This is a genomic window from Tenacibaculum sp. TB-53, assembly GCF_059716285.2.
This window is the reverse complement of the sequence record NZ_CM202790.1, coordinates 3,090,378-3,107,488: the sequence shown is the minus strand read 5'-3', so window position 1 is coordinate 3,107,488 and position 17,111 is coordinate 3,090,378. Positions and strand designations below refer to the sequence as shown.

The 17,111-nt window shown below is 32.5% G+C and carries 16 protein-coding genes; all 16 read right to left on the bottom strand.

All coding sequences use genetic code 11. The features are described 5' to 3' along the window. Nucleotides 1-4 precede the first annotated feature (4 nt). The 16 genes from AC3VJB_RS14270 to AC3VJB_RS14195 all read right to left on the bottom strand — a co-directional run bounded on the left by AC3VJB_RS14270 (nt 5) and on the right by AC3VJB_RS14195 (nt 17,053). Entirely contained in the window at nt 5-3,205 is a 3,201-nt protein-coding gene (locus tag AC3VJB_RS14270) for a contractile injection system baseplate wedge protein (protein WP_497667271.1), read from the bottom strand. Then, on the bottom strand, nt 3,193-6,369 hold the full coding sequence (locus AC3VJB_RS14265) for a baseplate J/gp47 family protein (protein ID WP_497667270.1): 3,177 nt from the start codon (nt 6,367-6,369) through the stop codon (nt 3,193-3,195). The genes AC3VJB_RS14270 and AC3VJB_RS14265 overlap by 13 nt, the downstream gene beginning before the upstream one ends. A gap of 8 nt (nt 6,370-6,377) precedes the next feature. Next, on the bottom strand, nt 6,378-6,791 hold the full coding sequence (locus tag AC3VJB_RS14260; protein ID WP_047790300.1) for a gp25 family contractile injection system sheath assembly initiator: 414 nt from the start codon (nt 6,789-6,791) through the stop codon (nt 6,378-6,380). A gap of 2 nt (nt 6,792-6,793) precedes the next feature. After that, nucleotides 6,794-7,084 carry a PAAR domain-containing contractile injection system baseplate protein gene (locus AC3VJB_RS14255; protein ID WP_159612982.1) on the bottom strand — a complete coding sequence of 97 codons (291 nt, stop codon included), beginning with the start codon at nt 7,082-7,084 and terminating at the stop codon, nt 6,794-6,796. Between the two features lie 3 nt (nt 7,085-7,087). After that, nucleotides 7,088-8,833: a type VI secretion system tip protein VgrG gene (gene vgrG / locus AC3VJB_RS14250; RefSeq protein WP_047790302.1), complete on the bottom strand. Its 1,746-nt coding sequence runs from the start codon at nt 8,831-8,833 to the stop codon at nt 7,088-7,090. After that, nucleotides 8,834-9,520: a CIS tube protein gene (locus AC3VJB_RS14245; RefSeq protein ID WP_047790303.1), complete on the bottom strand. Its 687-nt coding sequence runs from the start codon at nt 9,518-9,520 to the stop codon at nt 8,834-8,836. Further along, nucleotides 9,520-9,681, bottom strand: a complete 162-nt coding sequence (locus AC3VJB_RS14240; protein WP_281980623.1) for a DUF5908 family protein — start codon at nt 9,679-9,681, stop codon at nt 9,520-9,522. Before AC3VJB_RS14240 ends, AC3VJB_RS14245 begins: the two co-directional genes overlap by 1 nt. A 1-nt stretch (nt 9,682) precedes the next feature. Further along, nucleotides 9,683-10,120, bottom strand: a complete 438-nt coding sequence (locus AC3VJB_RS14235; protein ID WP_047790304.1) for a phage tail protein — start codon at nt 10,118-10,120, stop codon at nt 9,683-9,685. Then, nucleotides 10,120-10,566, bottom strand: coding sequence for a phage tail protein (locus AC3VJB_RS14230; protein ID WP_047790305.1), 447 nt, complete (start codon nt 10,564-10,566; stop codon nt 10,120-10,122). The genes AC3VJB_RS14235 and AC3VJB_RS14230 overlap by 1 nt, the downstream gene beginning before the upstream one ends. A gap of 44 nt (nt 10,567-10,610) precedes the next feature. Then, complete coding sequence (locus tag AC3VJB_RS14225; protein ID WP_231128359.1) at nt 10,611-12,560, bottom strand: phage tail sheath C-terminal domain-containing protein; 1,950 nt, start codon at nt 12,558-12,560, stop codon at nt 10,611-10,613. Nucleotides 12,561-12,589: 29 nt separating this feature from the next. Further along, nucleotides 12,590-13,660, bottom strand: coding sequence for a hypothetical protein (locus tag AC3VJB_RS14220; RefSeq protein ID WP_437823677.1), 1,071 nt, complete (start codon nt 13,658-13,660; stop codon nt 12,590-12,592). A gap of 6 nt (nt 13,661-13,666) precedes the next feature. Next, nucleotides 13,667-14,242 carry a contractile injection system cap protein gene (locus tag AC3VJB_RS14215; protein ID WP_047790308.1) on the bottom strand — a complete coding sequence of 192 codons (576 nt, stop codon included), beginning with the start codon at nt 14,240-14,242 and terminating at the stop codon, nt 13,667-13,669. 282 nt (nt 14,243-14,524) lie between these two features. Then, nucleotides 14,525-15,418, bottom strand: coding sequence for a gliding motility-associated ABC transporter ATP-binding subunit GldA (gene gldA, locus AC3VJB_RS14210; protein WP_437823675.1), 894 nt, complete (start codon nt 15,416-15,418; stop codon nt 14,525-14,527). A 56-nt stretch (nt 15,419-15,474) separates the two neighbouring features. After that, nucleotides 15,475-15,960 (bottom strand): dihydrofolate reductase, encoded by a 486-nt coding sequence (locus tag AC3VJB_RS14205; RefSeq protein WP_167712440.1) that lies wholly within the window; start codon nt 15,958-15,960, stop codon nt 15,475-15,477. Between the two features lie 18 nt (nt 15,961-15,978). After that, nucleotides 15,979-16,164 carry a hypothetical protein gene (locus tag AC3VJB_RS14200; RefSeq protein WP_047790311.1) on the bottom strand — a complete coding sequence of 62 codons (186 nt, stop codon included), beginning with the start codon at nt 16,162-16,164 and terminating at the stop codon, nt 15,979-15,981. A 64-nt stretch (nt 16,165-16,228) separates the two neighbouring features. Further along, complete coding sequence (locus AC3VJB_RS14195; RefSeq protein ID WP_047790312.1) at nt 16,229-17,053, bottom strand: thymidylate synthase; 825 nt, start codon at nt 17,051-17,053, stop codon at nt 16,229-16,231. Nucleotides 17,054-17,111: the final 58 nt, after the last annotated feature.

The following is a 17,111-nucleotide window of genomic DNA, read 5'->3' as shown; positions in this document are numbered from 1 at the left end:
ATTTTTATGAGTTTTCTTCGTTATTATTTTCTTTTTCTGATTGTATGTTTCCTATACTAGATTGATTTAGTATAATTCTTCCATCTAATGCTTCGTCTTCTGCATTACAATCGGTTAATCTTCCTACAGGATAAATCGTGTTTAACTGCTGCATAGCATGTATTAAATCTAACAGCTCGTTATTTTCTACAGGTTGTTTTTGTTCTAAGTTTGTTTTTGCAAACAGGTATTTTTTATATGCATTTTCAAACTGCAACAAATCATTTTCATTATCAGATATAATTCCTTTACGCTCCCCTACCCAACATATTCTTGGTAGTACATGTGCTGGAAGTTCTTGCCTGATAACATCTTCCATATAGCGTCTAAAATCTGGGTTTGAAAAACGATATGTATATCCTGGTAAAACAATACTGACTCTATAAGAATAAGGATCAATCGTTCCACAATCTTCACAATCTTTTGCACAAATAGGTAGGAAGTTTTCTATTTTGTTACTCGTGTTTTTTGGTCGTAAAATCATCTGTTCTTCATTATAAATCCCTTTTTCTAAAAAATCTTTTTTTAGTAGGCAGAGAAGTTTCTTTAAAGCATTCTTTAATGCGTTCCTATTTTCATATTCACTTGACTTTGCAAGACTCGATTCACTGTTATCTTCATGCTTTTCACGGTTAACTATATTAAACCAATATTTTACAGAATTTGGTTGTTTTGATAATGTAGCATTATGGATCCTTATGTGCCCAACTCTCTTTTTATCTATAATATCTTTTTTAAATACTCTCTCTAAATCAATTTCTTTTATTTGTAAAACTTGCTGTGCAATTAAATAGAAACCTTCTACTGCAATTTTTTCACTTGCATAGTTTTCTTGGGCTGATAACAAGATGTTTCCATCATTATCTCGTAATTTCCATCGATAGGTATTACCTCCTTCTATTTCTTCATATATTTCAACATAAGACTCTGTAACATCTGGGCGCAATAGCATATGCTCTACTAAAAACATTCCTTCTTCTGTGAAATCTTTTTTTAGAAAAGAAATTATCTCTAACAATGCTTCTTTTAAATCATTGATGTTAGTATAGTATTTGTATTGCTTTGCAATGATGTAATCAGAACTACTCTTTGGCTTTTCTGGATTGATAACATCAAAAGAATACTTTACTGGAATAGAAGGTTTTGATGGTGTAGATTCATGAATTCTTATAAAACCTATTTGTATATTATTTGTAATACCTTCTTCAAAAGCTTCCTTTATATCTTTTTCCTTGGTTTGCACAATTTGTAATACTGCAAAGTATAATTCTTCAATAGCTAAAACTTTTTTAGCATAGTTTTCAGTTGCTGATAGTAATATGTTTCCATTAGTATCTTTTAATCTCCATCTATATGTGTTACTACCCTCTGATACTTCATAAATATCTACACTGGTTTCCGTTAAATATCTTCTTTTCTCATTGGAAATCCCCATTAAACGTGCTATTCGTTTTTGAAATCCAGATACGTTATTTGTATACCATAATTTATCTTGGTTTTGTTTGTAATAGTTAAAAGCAAGCCCTTTTTCACTACTAATCACTTTATAATCTTTTAAAAAGGCTTCTTTGTTTAATAGTACAATTTCATCAGTTGCTGTTCCATACAACGCTTTCATAATAAATGTGTATTCTCCAAATCGTTCTGCAAAACGCGCTAACAAATGATCTAAAATAGAATTTCTGCGTTCCACATTGTTATCAAACTGATTGAATAAAAGCTTTGTTAATTCATCATCATTTGATTGTGGATATTCACTTATAAGCTCATCAAAATCTTTAATGTCTTTTATCGCTTGTGTAAAAAATGTTCGCGTTTCTTGTCCGCTAATAGACAATAATGTTTTTACTTCTGATAAGTGTTTGAAATAGGTTGCTAAGATTTGATCGAAAAATGTTAGATAGGCTTTTAATTGTTTTGCTTTTGCTTTCCTTTCATTCGTAACATGTACGGCTAATCCTCCTTGACCGATTCCATAAGTATCCGGGAAATCATTTTGAATAGTAGTGTACTCGTTAGCTCCTATTGAACTTCCTTTTGGCAACGATAAAACCTTGTCTTCATCTGCTATTTGTTGTGATTCTATTTCATCTTCTTTTAATTGTTTTAAATACTCATCTACTCTATCATAGTTTAAGTTGAGAGGAAGGAATCCTTTGCTAAAATTAAACGTACTCTTTTCACATAACACAGGTTTTTTATCAGGGTCAATACAAACTACCCATTTATTTTCTTGGACTATATTTTCATCACAAAAACCTACAGAGATGTCTTTAATTAATTTTACCCCTTCAATGTTCATGATAATTTTCATCACATCTGAAAGGCGCACTTCTTTTCTCAATTCTGCTTTTTTCAGTTCTTTTACATCTATAAATCCATTCTTTAAAATAGGTCCATCAAAAACCTCATCAGTTGCATACCCTTTATCTAGCATTTGCTGAATTGAATAGAACTTTAAAGATGGAGATAGGTAGTTTTCTATTTGGAATAAAATATTAGCATATACCCACTCTTCATCTGCTTCAGGAATTACATCAACATTAGCACAAATAGCAATCGGTTGCGTGTCTACTTCTTTTATTTCTATTAAATCTTCACATAAATTTCTATTCTCATGATAAGCTGTTTTGATATTCGGAAAAATCTGCTCTTTTGTATAACCTTCTTCTAAATCAACTAATAGAGAATACAATCCTTTTAGCTTAAAATCTTTTTGATATTCTGGTAGAATGTCTTCAAACTTTTTATAGCTTAATTTGTTATTCTTGCAATCAACAAACACTTGTTTGTCATAAACTCGTAGCCAACAATTTTTTACTCCTTCTAAATCAATAAACAATTTTCTATAGTCTAATTCATTGACTGGTTTGGTTGGGAAAATTTCTGAAGCTTTGTAAAATTGTGCTTGTAGCGATAAATTCGAATCTTTGGATGCTAATAAGTTTTCCAATGGTGTATCAATACGCATTCCTAAATCGGTAATGGCATAACACAACATTTCCAAAATAGTAACTCCTGGATCATGTGAATTGAAGTCAGTCCATAACTTACCTCCTAATTTTTCCAAATAAGAGATTCCTTCTTTTCTTAAAAAAGAAAAATCTAAGTCATCTTTGGTAGATATATTCTTTGGTATATTGATATGTTCATTTATAGCTGACATGTTTGTTCTATGATTTTTTTAGTTCCTTTACAGGTAGTTAATACAGTACTTACATTATGTGTTTTAGCAGATACTAATATTGATTTTGGATTACTTGGTTCTATTTTGTACACCTTGGCATCACCATTCATGGTTACATTCTGTAAATAATCTACATAAGTCAGTTTTTCTAAGTAGTCAATCAATATGCTTTTGTGCAGCATAATCCCGAAGGTTACTTCTTTGGTTTCGTCAAACGCCCAAGGTGATAGGAATTTCGTGATGTCAGTTTTTAGCTGCTCGGTGTAATAGTTTTCATCATATCCTTCATAAAAACTAACTTCTAAACCAATCGTTATTTCTTCATAATTAGGATTGATAACTTCAGCTTTTACATGCAAGGTGTTTAATGAATTGATATAATTCATAACACTATTTAAAGTAGCTTTGCTAACTCTTGGTTGATACATATCAAATACATTTTTATTTACGGTATCTGGCACCACAATTAAAGTAACATGCCCTGCTGCTGTAAAACTTGTTTCTGAAGTATGATTTAAACACTTCACTTTATAAATTTCAGGGAACTCCTGAAGAATTAAGTGTTCATAATCCCATAAAGTTATAGCTCTGTTTTTGTGACGTAAACGCTCGCTTATTCTTCTATAAAAATTAGCATCAGATTCTTCTGTGCTTCCTCCAAATGCATTGTAAGGCTGTGAAACTGATTTTATTTGCGGAATGCGTGTCACCATTTTTTTGATGGTCTCACAAGGCAACCCGTTTTTTAAATGGCTTACCTCATTATCATTATTTTTGAAGGTAGCCAATACTGCTTGAGCGTGAATTCCAATTGCTTTACATACTGCATCATATGGCTTATTCATCTGGGCTCTAATCCAAGTATAGCCTGATGGTAATAATGTATTATTTGAAGTAGCTTCTTTAGGTATTGAAAACGTAACAATTCCTGATTTTAAGAAGCTGTCTGTATTATTAGAAATGATATTATTCTCTAACGTTTTCCATTTATTATTACATAATATCGACCAATTTATCTTTTCGTTTTCTCCAAAACTTTCTACTAGTGGGTTTTCACTTCCTTCTAATACTTGGATTAACAGTGAAAGATTTTGCTGAGGCTCTACATTTTCTATTCCTAAAAATAAGTGACCTCCTACACAGTATTTTGGTACTAGTGTGGTTTGAATAACATCTTTATCAAAAAGATCTACAATTCCTTTTTCTTCTTGTAAATACTTTTTTTCTGCGTAATTTTCTTCATGTTGCCCAAAAGGATGTTCATGAAACAGTTGAATACGATTTCCTTCTAAATCCATTTTTTCCAGAAGCATCGTTTCTTCTGCTGAATAATTTACAGAAATTGATTCAACCAAAGGAGTGTAAGGTTCATTAGGAAAAATAATATCTTTATCATTTGCACTTACTGCTAATGCATAAAGTTTAGAGTATAATTCGTGTAAAAAAGATTGCTCTAAACTAAGTTGTAAGGCTTCTGCTTTTCCTATTTCATAAGCATTTGCATTATTTTCTACTTCAAACTCTGCCGTATAGCTTACCTCATCAGTTTCTTCATCTATCTCTTTTATAAAGAGATTTTTTATTTCCCCTACAGTTTCATTGGCTTCTCCCGCAGCGTGTAATAATCGTTTTTCTACTTTAAAATGCGTTTCATTATTCACCAATAAGGCTCTTTCATCTATATTTTTATTGAGTACATCAATATATTTATTGATTGATGAATAGTTTGATGATGTTACATATGCTTGATACCATTCTTTAAAATCTTCTGGAGTATTTTTCCAACGTAGATTTACTTTAAAATCTTTCCATTTTTTTGAGAAGGCTTCTTTATAACTTACACTAAAATTAGATCCTTCAATAGGACGTGTAGTAAAAGGGTGAAATGGTTTTTTAGTTCTTACCACTCCATTATCATTTTCAACGGTTGCTGATTTTACTCCTTTGACATCTGTTTTTATAGTTACTTTTTCAAGTGTATTACCTGCCAACAACCTATAAAAATCATATCCTTTCGTGTTAGAGACATCAAAAACAAAACGAACTAATGGATATGATGTATCGTATTTTTCAAGTAAAAACTCTTCATTATATGCTACCAACGCTTCTGAATCAAGTCCTAATGTAAATGTAAAACTTACTTCATTGGTAATTTCCAAATTACCTTCGTTCACATGGTTAATTGCGATTAATGTTGGTGTTATCCATTTTTCATTTCCACTTCCAAAAAGCTGAATGGTTGGGATTAATTCACTTACCTCAAAAGATGATTCTTCAAAATTGTTTTTAAACTTAATAGTAACCGTTACTGTTCTATCTCCTTCTTGTAACCACAACATCGGTGAAGCAATAGAAAACCCAAGTTCAGCATCTGGCAACTCAGTAGCATTCTTTTCACTTGCTGGATACCCAAAAGGGTACCAATATGGTTCGTCTTCTGGTAATTCCTCTTCAATCCCATCTTTCGTATTTGCTACCTCACTTACTTTTATCTTTTTTAATTCTGCTGTGTTGTTGTTATAAATTGTTTTTATAACTCCTACTGATGCTTTATTAACAATTAACTCTTCTTCTGTTTCGTATACTAACGGATTCCCAAGACTGTCTTTTTTCGCATCCAATAAAGTGCCTTCTTCTATTCGTTCATCCGTTATTTTTTTAGCTAGTTCAAAAATTACATGTGCTTGATCTGGAATTGGTTCTCTTTTTTGAACTTGAAGTATTTCTTTGTAATAAAAATCTAAGTGACGTTTGGTTAAATTGTTAAATCGTTCTTTTGAATGTTCTAATAACTTTAAAAAACATACGAATAAAGTTAAATGCGGACTTAATTTTCCTTCTTGGGTATACCCCTCAAGAGTTGTCTGAATATTCTCTTTTAATTTATTGTATTCTCTTGTTCCTCTAAAAGGGATAGTTGATGTGGTTAGTTTTTTGAAAAAATGTTGCCAATCTCCTGAAGCTACTTCGTGATTTTCTGTAGGAAAATAATTTAGTTTTTTGGCAAAATTATAGGCAAACAATATCCAATCTTCTATAGTAAAATCGTGAAGTTCGAAATTTTCAGGATTCAATGCTTCAATGTATCGTAGCTCTTGACCTGTTCCACTTCGTTGCAATATGTTAGATATGATTTTACTCATGATGTATCTTAGTTTATATCGGTTCCTTCTCCTTTATAAAAAGGGAAAACCACATTGGTTCTACTATTCGTAGCTCTAATTCTATATTCAATTTTTATAATCAACATTCCTTCTAAAGGATCTGTTTCTGAAACATCAATATGAATCACATCAATTCTTGGTTCGTGATATAAAATTGCTGTTTCTATTAAATCTTTAGCATAGGTTATTAGCGTTCTATCTAACTTTTCAAAAAGAAGCTCTTGTAAGTTGCAACCGTAATTAGGAAGCATAACACGTTCTCCTAATCGAGTAGTTAACAGTATTTCTAAACTACTTTTAATGTCTTCTTCTTCAGAAATCATAATGACTTCACTTAGATCTTTTGAAAACTCTGGCGGAAAACCCCAACCTATTCCTAAAAATGCTTTTTTATTTTCCATTATTATCCTATTAAAACTGTTGGTTCTCCTAACACAATAGTTCCTCCATGTGAAGTACTATCTCCCATTCTTGCTGCTGGCATTCCACCTATTAATACTGTTCCTGAACCAGCCACTATACTATCTGGTGGTCCGGTACAAGTTGCCATATCACCCACTCTTGCTGCGGGTAAACCTCCAATTAATACCGTAGGCTCTCCTGCGGGTAAAATTGGTCCTCCAACGTGAGGTACAACTCCTGTAACCATTGGGCATACATGCATGTCTGTTATTCTTGCTGCTGGATTCCCCATTTTTTAATTTATTTGAACTAATGAGCCTTTTAAAACTGCTATAGCGCTTGTTGAAACTTCTGCTCCAGCACTGCCTTCTGCTTTAAATTCTGCATTTGCTGCTATACTCACATTAGTTCCTTCAATAGTTACATCTCCTGACGCTTTTAATGAAATATCTCCAGCACTTTCCATTGATATTCCATCGCTGTTTATCGTAATTATATTAGAGTTATCATCTTCAATCGTTATGGCTCCTTCATCTTCATCCAGCGTAATCATTTTTCCTGCGGGTGTTTCAATGGTGATTATTTTTTTGTCGTCATCAAACAATACCTTCATTTCACTTCTTGTAATGATTCCTTTTTCGTGATTATCATCGGTTGCTGTGATTGGAGATGGTTTTGCGCTACTATGCAACATTCCTAAAACAATAGCATCATTAGGGTCATCATTGATGAACCCTACAATAACCTCATCACCTATTTCTGGTCGGAAATAAATACCTCTATTTTCTCCTGCATCGGGTGAGGCTACTCTACACCAAATACCTTCTTCTTCGTTATTTACTATGGGAATTTGCACTAGAATCCTGTCTTCTCCGTCAGGATCTTCTTCTAATTGAGAAACAATTCCTACTTGTAAGCCTTGAATAGCTGGTAATAATCCTGAAGCTGGTTTTGCTGAGATTTCAAAGGTTTCAGAAAACCATTCTGTTGATAATCCAAACTGTGCATTGACTATCCAATTTCCTTCTGAAATTACATGTTGAACTCCTGTTACATATACATTTCCGTTAAATCGGTCTCCTACACCTTCTAGTTTTAAAATGGTGTTTGGTTTTACTGACGGGATTCCTTGAAACTTTACACGTCCTCTTACTTTTGCCAATTGTTGAAATAACCATTTGGCATCTGCCCAATCTTGCAGTTCGGTATCGGTAACAACACCTCCGTGTCGTAACTCCATACTTTCTAAACCTATGGTTTTGTTTAAGTCTGAAACAGATAAGTTTCCATTTAAACTTACATTTGGGTCTTTTCCTTCAATTTCGACTACTTCTTGGTCAGCATGATTCCAACTATAAGCTGCTACTTTTTTAACTTGATGACGTGCGTCTATTTCTGCATCAAAATCTAATAAGGAACCTCCGAAGGTTACGGTTTCAATTTCTGACTGACTTACATTGGGTTTGGCTATGGTAATGGTTCCATCATCAACAAAACACAGTTTCCCATTTGCTTGGGCTCTTGAAACTACAAAATCCCAATCTGACGCATTGTATTGTACTAATTCTGCATGATTGTAATTTGTAGATTCTACCTCTTTAGCTAAACCATAATTTCCAATGATTTCTTCAAAAATGTCGCTATCGGTGCTTTCGTAAAAATACTTGCTTTTTCTACCTACAGTCATTTTTACCGCTTCGTCTTTACATTCAACGATTAACTGTGCTGAATTTGCTCTAATTCTTAGATTATGCTTGATAACAATTCCTTTGAAAATGGTTTCTTCATCTGAATGATACCCTGCCGTAATCTCAACTTCTTTCCCTGGAATTAACAACTCTTCGTTACTTAACTTAAAATCTCTTTGAGAAGCATCTCCATCTAATAAAACTAGCTGAGCTGTAGGTATTTTATTTACTTCTTTAGCTACAGTAATACTTTTTACCTCGTATTGTTTGGAAAGTTCTTCTCCTTCAATCAAGATTTTAAAAGTGACTAAATCTGCACTTTTTGAAGTTTGTATAGTTCCTGTATTATTCATTTATGCGAATTTTTGTAAGGGTGGAAAAAAAATTTCTTGACCAGGTTGTAATTTTCTGAACTGCATTATTTTATTAACACGAGCTACTTCTAAATAATACTTGGAGTCTCCATAAATACGATGACACATAAGTGGCAAAGTGTCTCCTGATTTTACTTTACGATAATGTGTTAAATCTGGTGATTGATTATTTTCCCTTGCTACTCTTAAATCATCATCAACAGTACCTTTTACCTTAAGCTTTGCACTGGCACGTAATGGTGTTCCATCTGGTGCAAACAATTTATATTCTATAGAAAGATCGACTAAAGAGCCTTTAAAAAGGAGAGCTCCCCATTTAATCATTAAATAGTTAGGTTTGTGCTCCTCTCCTTTATATTCGAATACAATTTTTTTGAATGCTTCTATTTTATCTATGATTCCATCTTTTAGATCACTTTTTCCATCAATGGCTCCACTACTATCAAATAACAGATCTAAATCTAATTCTTGAGGAGGTATTCTTGTAAACTTAGGCTGAGAACCACTTGTACCTTGCCCTTGCTCTTCAGTATATTCTGGCTTATAAGCAATCATATACTTTTCTGGGTTTATAAGTGTTGTAAACTCTCCATTGGCTACTTCATCCTTAAACTTATCGTCAGAATAGGCCTTTATTACTAATTTTTTTAACTCTCCTTGACTCATTATCGTTGTTTTTGTCTTTCCAAAATGTCTATTACTTCTTCCACACATGCTGAAACTATAGCTGCAGTATTTCCGTTTTTTGATCCACTAGTTTTTCCTTGTGATTCTGATTTCTCATCCACATTAATCTTGATATGTAGTTCTTTGATGGTAATAGGCATCTTATACTATTTTAAAATAATTATAGGTTAACTCAAGTGTTTCAATAACCAGTTTACTTTCTTCAGCGTTAAAGTCACCTACATTCCATTTTACAGGATATGCATGTTTTACATTCCAAGTTTGTATGGCTTGTTCGTCTTCTCCTAATAACATTACATTGATGTTTACGGGTTGTATTTCAAAGTTTCCTAAAGCTTTTTTACACCACTTGATTACTTCCGAGTCTACAAGCATCCCTCTCTTCAGTACTAAATTTGGGTATTTGGAACGTACAGGTATTTTGTGTTTGAATCTATTTTCTCCTCCTTCGGCTATTTCTTCAGTTTCAAGGTCTACCGTGAGACCTGAAACTGATTGAAATGAGTTGTCGCCGCTTGAAGTTGAGATGTCTTCAAACTCTACTTTAAAACTAAATCCTACTGGTGGATGATAGCTCATTACGATGACATTTTTAGCTTCTCAATTGCCCATTCAGCAGTTTCAATGGCAATTTCATTACCATCAGCTTTTAAATCTGTAGGCTGTACTTTAGTGATATAAGCATTCTGAGCTTCCCATACTACTGCTGGTTGCCCTGTCTCATCTAATAACTTGATGGTTAAGTCTCCTCTAAACTGCTCACCTCCTTCTTGGAAATAAACTGTTTTAGCCCATTGCTTATAAAATTGTTTACTTTCATCTACAAAGGTTCCTCTCTTCATAGTAATGTTACTATATTCGAATAATCCTGGTTGTTTTGATTTGTGGTACTCTTTATCTGCTCCTCCACGGTATTCTATTACTTTATTATCAAAACTTAACCCTGATACTTCTGTACAATTAAATTTCGTATCACCAAAGGTTACCTCGAAGGAAAACTTTGGCATTGGATATGATTCTGCCATGATTCTTTATTTTTTATTTATATTTTTTTGGTTAGTTAGTTTACTTATGCTTCTTGCATTTTGTGAGAGAATTTAAGGATGATAAATTCAGCTGGACGTACTACTGCCATACCTATTTCTATGATCATATTTCCTTCTAAAACATCTTGAGCTGTCATGGTTTCTCCTAAACCAACACTTACATAAAATGCTTTTTCTGGCGTAGGACCTGCAAGTGCTCCTGCTCTCCATTGTTGTGTTAAGAAATTATCAATCATTGCTTTTACACGTACCCAAGTGTTTTTATCATTAGGTTCAAAAACAAATTGTTCTGTTGCTTTTTTTATTGACTCTTCTGCCATGTTGAAGAAACGTCTTACAGATACATATCTCCATTCGTTGTCGTTTCCTGCAAGAGTTCTTGCTCCCCATACTAGATTTCCTTTACCTACAAAAGATCGAATTGCATTTATTGATTTACCTGCTACTGTATCTACATTCAAGTCCCTTTGTGCTTCGTGAGAAATGTTAACGGTTGGCTCAATTACATAATTTAAACTTACATTAGCTGGTGCTTTCCATACACCTCTATCAGAATCAACTCTTGCATAAACACCTGCTATGGCACTACTTGGAGGTAATATTAATGGTAAGTTGGATATTTCAGCTTTTATTTGATTATAAAGAGCATCATCTTCAGTTTTTATAACATCTAACGCCTTTACTGTGGCACTTCCACTAGATGTAGGTAAGTTTGTTATTAAATCATCAAGCTCTCCTGAAGCTATTAATGTGTTAATTTTATCTACGATAGAGTCTGTAGAGTCATTATGAATTCCAAGAGCTCTCTGTAAAGAAGGATTGTTTGTTGTAGTTTCTGAGATTTCATTGAAAACTGTAATTTTAGAATCATCGTCATTCAGACGATCCTTCACTTTATTTAATTCTAGCTGTAATGTTTCGATCTCATTAGTTATCCAAGTGTCTAAAGCATTTGCTTCAGCAACTGCAGCACCATCTGTTCTTGCCAAATCTAATGCTTTGTTCAACTCAACTTCTAAGTTGCTTAAGTAGTTTTTAATGCTATTAATTCTTGCTACTATATTAGGAACTTCGGCAACTGCATCTGTATTTTCATCGGGCCCAGACAGATTATCAACAGTAGTAGATATTGCTACAATCTCTGTTAAAAAAATAGATAAATCGGTCGTATCTATTCCCGTTGCAATCAACTGAGCTTCTGCTTGAATATTTCTGGGTAACGCTGTACTTATTGTAACATTTGTAGAAGATTCATCATAACTATAATCTAGAATAGTTTTTATAAATGGATAATAAGCGGCTCCATATTTAAGATAATTTTTGTCTGAACTTATTCTATCTCTTAAAATGCCTACGTTTGGAAAAGAAGCGTCTATAGTATCATAGGTTCTAGTATCTATAATTGTAAAACGGTCTTGTAATTCATTACACTGCGTTAACGCTGAGTTATATAGGCTGTAAAAAGTGGTATCATCTGTTAATGCAGTTGCATCAGGAAACACTATTAAAGTTACTTCATCTACTTTTCTTACTTCAGCTAATCCATCATTAAAATCTGAATCGGAAGTAATGGCTGTTACTTGTGAATCGCTACCATCTAATAAGTTTGATTCACCATACCTACCTACAGAAGTAATATAGCAAGGACCACCTCCATTGGCAAAGTATAATTGTAAACTATAGTACATTAAAAAAGGTGACTTTTCTGCACTATTTGGAGCTTCTACAGACACTTTTCCATCTTCTACAGTTACTTCAATGCCTGTTTCTGCTTTTGCCACACCAAAGTACATTTCATACTCTAACATAGAGCTGATTCGTGTAGGTGTTCCTTTTAAATCTCCTTTTACTTTTCTGGTTGCCTTTTCAGTATAACCAATAAAAGCCGGAATTGCTGTTTCTACTTGAGCTACTGATGGAGGAAACTTTACAATTTCCTCTACGTAGACTCCTGGTGTTTTGTACGCTGACATAATTACTTGTTTTAAATTTTAATTTTTGTTTATATAAATACTTCCGAATAATAATCTTGCGATTCTTTCTTAATACTTTCTGGAGTAGGATTTGGGAAATAATAATCTTCTTGTGGTTCTGGTATAACGTCTTGTTTCTCTATCTCTACACGTCCATTAAATGTCAATGGTTTTTCTTCTGACGTAGTCATTACAAGGCCTTCACTTCTTTTCATGTAACGCCAAAAAGTGTTTCTGTTTTCAATACAAACAGCAAACTCAGGAGACTCTTTTAATAAGCATTGTTTTGATACATCAAAGACTTCTGTTTCTTCATTCTTAGCTAATATTTCTTCTGTTAAGTTGGTGTTATTGTCTCCTGATATCTGGATTTGAACAACACCTATTACCCCATTATTTTTAATTCTTTGCACAAAAGAATTGATGGCAACTATCACCTTTTGCTCTTCTTCATTTAGAGGAATGGCGTTCGTTATTTTAGACTCAATAGTATCTAACTCTGATGCTTCTACATTTGCAATAGTTACTAAGTTTGGTGTAACTGTTTCAAGTTCTTTTTCACTTTCTAGTTGATGTAAAAGCTTTCTTGTTTCACTATCTGAAATCAAAAAAGAGCTCCATTTTTTTACTTCTGAAATTGCTTCAAATAAATTGATTGTTGAGGAACTTTTGTTTGATAAGTAATATAGTTGCTCCTCCTTCTTTTCAATTATGTCTGAAAAATTTTCAAAATAAGGATGGTGTACTTTTAAGTAAAAAGTTAACGTTAGTGAATCAGATAAGGTAATTATTGGACTATATCTATCTACTTCTTGATTTCCTTCTTCTGTAGTTACTTTTATTGTTTCTGTTAGTACTCGAACTCCCTTTTTATGGTTTCTAAGTAATAGTCTGTGATTTTTTAAACTTTTTCTAGTTTCTTCAGTAGGTTGAATTGATAGAAACTTGCTGATATCATATTGTTCTTCTAAACGTTTTTTTTCTTCTTCTGTAAGAGGTGTTACTCCATTATTTCCTCCATTTAATTCGAAAAAAGTTCGTTCTCCTTCGTTTAGGAAGTAAGAGTGGTATATATTGATATTGAACAGTGTTTTGTACATAATCTTTTAATTTTTAATTATTGATTGTTGTTCAATACCTGAGACTACTGTTCCTTCATTAGTTACAACATCCCTTTCTATTTCTAGTAATGTTATTTTGTAAAGTACAGATGGGTATTGCTTACCTCCTAAGGTTCCCCATATATAATTTAACTCTTCAAAAGAAGGTGTATATAGTTGGGTAATAAACTTAAACGTCTTTAAGTCTCCTAACCCATCTATACCTTCAAAGTTGGTGTTTTGATGTGTGAATACTTTTTTCCCCTGGAAAAAGGCTAATATTTTTGTTAAACTCTTTAAAGATTCAGCATAACTGGATTTATCTACACTGAATAAAACATAAAGGTTTAAATATACTTTTGGGTTTCTGTAACTAACTGTAGTTCCTTCTACACGATTATTAGAAGTATTTTTTAGCGCAAATTCTTCTTGTGTATTGATTAATGTTAATGAAATATCTGGAGTGTTTGCTGGGGAATTTCCATCTCCGTCCGCCATAGCTATATTTGATAGGTCTACAGCTTTTTCATCGAAATAATCATTTAATTCTTCGGTAATGATTTGTAATATTTCAAAAATCATTTTAATAGTAAGTTTGATTAGTTTTGCTTGTAGATTGAAGGGTTAGCAATCAGACATTGTAAAATTAATCGCTCTTACCAAGAGTAACCGCAATGAAAAACTCTTTTAAAAAAGTAGTTTCTCCTAAATATTTTCTAATAGAATTACAGGTAGTAAAAAGGGGGAAATCACCCTTACTTTTTTAAATAGTAAGGCTTAAATTTAGGAGATACCTAGTAAGTAAAACAAAAAACTCCTTACATAATGTATGCAAGGAGTCTTTCTTTTTAGGTTGTTATTTTTCTATTGAGTTAACTCTCTAAATAAACTTTCTAAGTTTTTATTTTCGGTATTTAATCCTAAAATTTTTAACCCATTTTCTTGTGCAAAGTCAAAAATTAATGGACGCATATCTTCTTTTGAATTAAAAACAAGTATCCAGTTATTTTCTAGAGTGTTTTTATACGATACTATATTAGGTAAGCGTTTTATAAACTGTTCTTCTAATTTATAATCAAACGTTACTTTAATTACTTGTTCATTATCTGTTTTAAGTTCTGAAATAGGTTTGTTAATTACTATTTCTCCTTTATTAATAATTATAACTCTGTCACACATTGCTTCTACTTCTTGCATAATGTGTGTAGATAGTAATACTGTTTTATCTTTTCCTAGTTCTTTGATTAATTGACGTATTTCAACTAATTGATTTGGATCTAATCCTGTTGTTGGTTCATCTAGAATCAACACTTCTGGGTCATGTAGTATAGCCGCAGCTAAACCAACTCTCTGGCGATATCCTTTAGATAGTTGATTAATTTTCTTGTGTGCTTCAATCGTTAACCCTACTTTTTCAATAGTCTCATTAACCTTAGAGTTTTTTATATTGTGTAGAGATGCTTGAAACTGTAAATACTCTCGTACATACATATCTATATATAACGGGTTATGCTCTGGTAAATAACCTATCTTTTTTTGTGCTTCAATAGGATTTGATATTACATCAATTCCACTTACCAATACAGTTCCTTCTGAAGGTTGAATAAACCCTGTTAAGATTTTCATTGTTGTAGATTTCCCAGCTCCATTGGGGCCTAAAAAACCAACTATTTCTCCTTTTTTTGCTGAAAAGGAAATATTATTTACTGCTTTTTGTGTTCCGTAAGTTTTTGATATTTCAGTAAGTTGTATTGACATTTTGAGTTTTCTGAGTATAAGGATGAAATTCTAAAACAAGTTTAGGATAACAAAAGTTAACGCTTCTCATAAGAAACGAAGCTATAGTCATATTTATTTTTTTCATCAGCTTTAAAATCTTCCCTTGCTACTTCTTTCCATATTTCCATATTTATTTCAGGGAAAAAAGCATCTGCTTCGAATTCGTGATGTATAAGAGTTATATCTAACCTATCAACTAAATTTTGTTCTAAAGCATCCTTATAAATTTGTGCTCCACCTATAATAAATGCATCTTTTCCTTCAGTCAACTCTATAGCTTGCTCAATACTATTAGCCATTAAACAGCCATCAACAAAGTAATTATTGTTTCGAGTAATTATTATAGATGTACGATTAGGCAAAGGTTTTCCAATACTTTCAAAAGTATTTCGTCCCATTAAAATAGGATGCCCTGTAGTAACTTTTTTAAAGCGTTTTAAATCGGCAGGTAAGTGCCAAATTAAGTCATTATCTTTCCCTAAAGCATTGTTTTTTGCAATTGCAGCTATGAGTGTAATCATAAGTTTAGTTTGTGTGGCTTACATATTTTTCACCCATTCTTTAATATATCCTGTAAGATCTCTTTTCTCTGTTGTAGCCTCTTCAAAAGTTTCATTTTTCATGTTATCAACCAACGTGTGGATTGCTTTTAACACATTTTCATCATTAATTTCGGCTATTTTATCGTAGAGATCTTCTTTTAAAACATCAACGTCTATATTCATTTTTATAACTTTTTTAGTGATTTCTTACAAAGCTACTAAACAATATATATAAAATAAAGTTAAATTAGACTGCCACAACTCCTTTTATGTGAGGATGCGGATCGTAACCAACCAATTCAAAATCTTCAAAAGTAAAATCTTCAATATTTTTTATGGCTGAATTAATTTTCATTTTAGGAAGAGGTTTTGGTTCACGTGATAATTGCAACTCTAATTGCTCCATATGATTATTATATATATGGGCATCACCAAATGTGTGAATAAATTCTCCTGCTTCATAACCACAAACTTGAGCAACCATCATTGTAAATAAAGCATACGATGCAATATTGAAAGGAACTCCTAAAAATATATCTGCACTACGTTGGTACAATTGGCATGAAAGTTTCCCATCTGCTACATAAAATTGAAAAAAAGCATGACATGGTGGAAGTGCTGCTTTACCATTCACTACATTTTCTGCAAATGACTTTGATGTATCTGGTAACACAGAAGGGTTCCATGCAGACACTAACATCCTACGGCTGTTTGGATTACTTTTTAAGGTTTCAATGACTTCTTTTAATTGATCTACTTCATCACTATTCCAATTACGCCACTGATGTCCGTACACTGGACCTAAATCACCATTTTCGTCAGCCCATTCATTCCATATACGTACACCATTTTCTTGCAAATACTTAATATTTGTATCACCTTTTATAAACCATAGTAATTCATAAATAATCGATTTTAGGTGTAACTTCTTAGTTGTTACCATAGGAAACCCTTCACTTAAATCAAATCGCATTTGATATCCAAAAACACTTTTAGTTCCTGTTCCTGTTCTATCTCCTTTCTCGTTTCCGTTTTCTAAAACGTGTTTTACTAAATCGTGATACTGCTTCATCCTTCTGCTTTTAATCGTTAAAATTCTTGAACTGTTTAACAACGTAAAAATAAAAAAG

What these genes read in the sequence shown, in the direction of transcription:
- AC3VJB_RS14215 (WP_047790308.1), bottom strand. Translation starts at nt 14,242, where the DNA reads ATGATTTTTGAAATATTACAAATCATTACCGAAGAATTAAATGATTAT.
- AC3VJB_RS14235 (WP_047790304.1), bottom strand. Translation starts at nt 10,120, where the DNA reads ATGAGCTATCATCCACCAGTAGGATTTAGTTTTAAAGTAGAGTTTGAA.
- AC3VJB_RS14245 (WP_047790303.1), bottom strand. Translation starts at nt 9,520, where the DNA reads ATGAGTCAAGGAGAGTTAAAAAAATTAGTAATAAAGGCCTATTCTGAC.
- vgrG (WP_047790302.1), bottom strand. Translation starts at nt 8,833, where the DNA reads ATGAATAATACAGGAACTATACAAACTTCAAAAAGTGCAGATTTAGTC.
- AC3VJB_RS14220 (WP_437823677.1), bottom strand. Translation starts at nt 13,660, where the DNA reads ATGTACAAAACACTGTTCAATATCAATATATACCACTCTTACTTCCTA.
- AC3VJB_RS14225 (WP_231128359.1), bottom strand. Translation starts at nt 12,560, where the DNA reads ATGTCAGCGTACAAAACACCAGGAGTCTACGTAGAGGAAATTGTAAAG.
- AC3VJB_RS14240 (WP_281980623.1), bottom strand. Translation starts at nt 9,681, where the DNA reads ATGCCTATTACCATCAAAGAACTACATATCAAGATTAATGTGGATGAG.
- AC3VJB_RS14205 (WP_167712440.1), bottom strand. Translation starts at nt 15,960, where the DNA reads ATGATTACACTCATAGCTGCAATTGCAAAAAACAATGCTTTAGGGAAA.
- AC3VJB_RS14200 (WP_047790311.1), bottom strand. Translation starts at nt 16,164, where the DNA reads ATGAATATAGACGTTGATGTTTTAAAAGAAGATCTCTACGATAAAATA.
- AC3VJB_RS14230 (WP_047790305.1), bottom strand. Translation starts at nt 10,566, where the DNA reads ATGGCAGAATCATATCCAATGCCAAAGTTTTCCTTCGAGGTAACCTTT.
- AC3VJB_RS14195 (WP_047790312.1), bottom strand. Translation starts at nt 17,053, where the DNA reads ATGAAGCAGTATCACGATTTAGTAAAACACGTTTTAGAAAACGGAAAC.
- AC3VJB_RS14260 (WP_047790300.1), bottom strand. Translation starts at nt 6,791, where the DNA reads ATGGAAAATAAAAAAGCATTTTTAGGAATAGGTTGGGGTTTTCCGCCA.
- AC3VJB_RS14265 (WP_497667270.1), bottom strand. Translation starts at nt 6,369, where the DNA reads ATGAGTAAAATCATATCTAACATATTGCAACGAAGTGGAACAGGTCAA.
- AC3VJB_RS14270 (WP_497667271.1), bottom strand. Translation starts at nt 3,205, where the DNA reads ATGTCAGCTATAAATGAACATATCAATATACCAAAGAATATATCTACC.
- gldA (WP_437823675.1), bottom strand. Translation starts at nt 15,418, where the DNA reads ATGTCAATACAACTTACTGAAATATCAAAAACTTACGGAACACAAAAA.
- AC3VJB_RS14255 (WP_159612982.1), bottom strand. Translation starts at nt 7,084, where the DNA reads ATGGGGAATCCAGCAGCAAGAATAACAGACATGCATGTATGCCCAATG.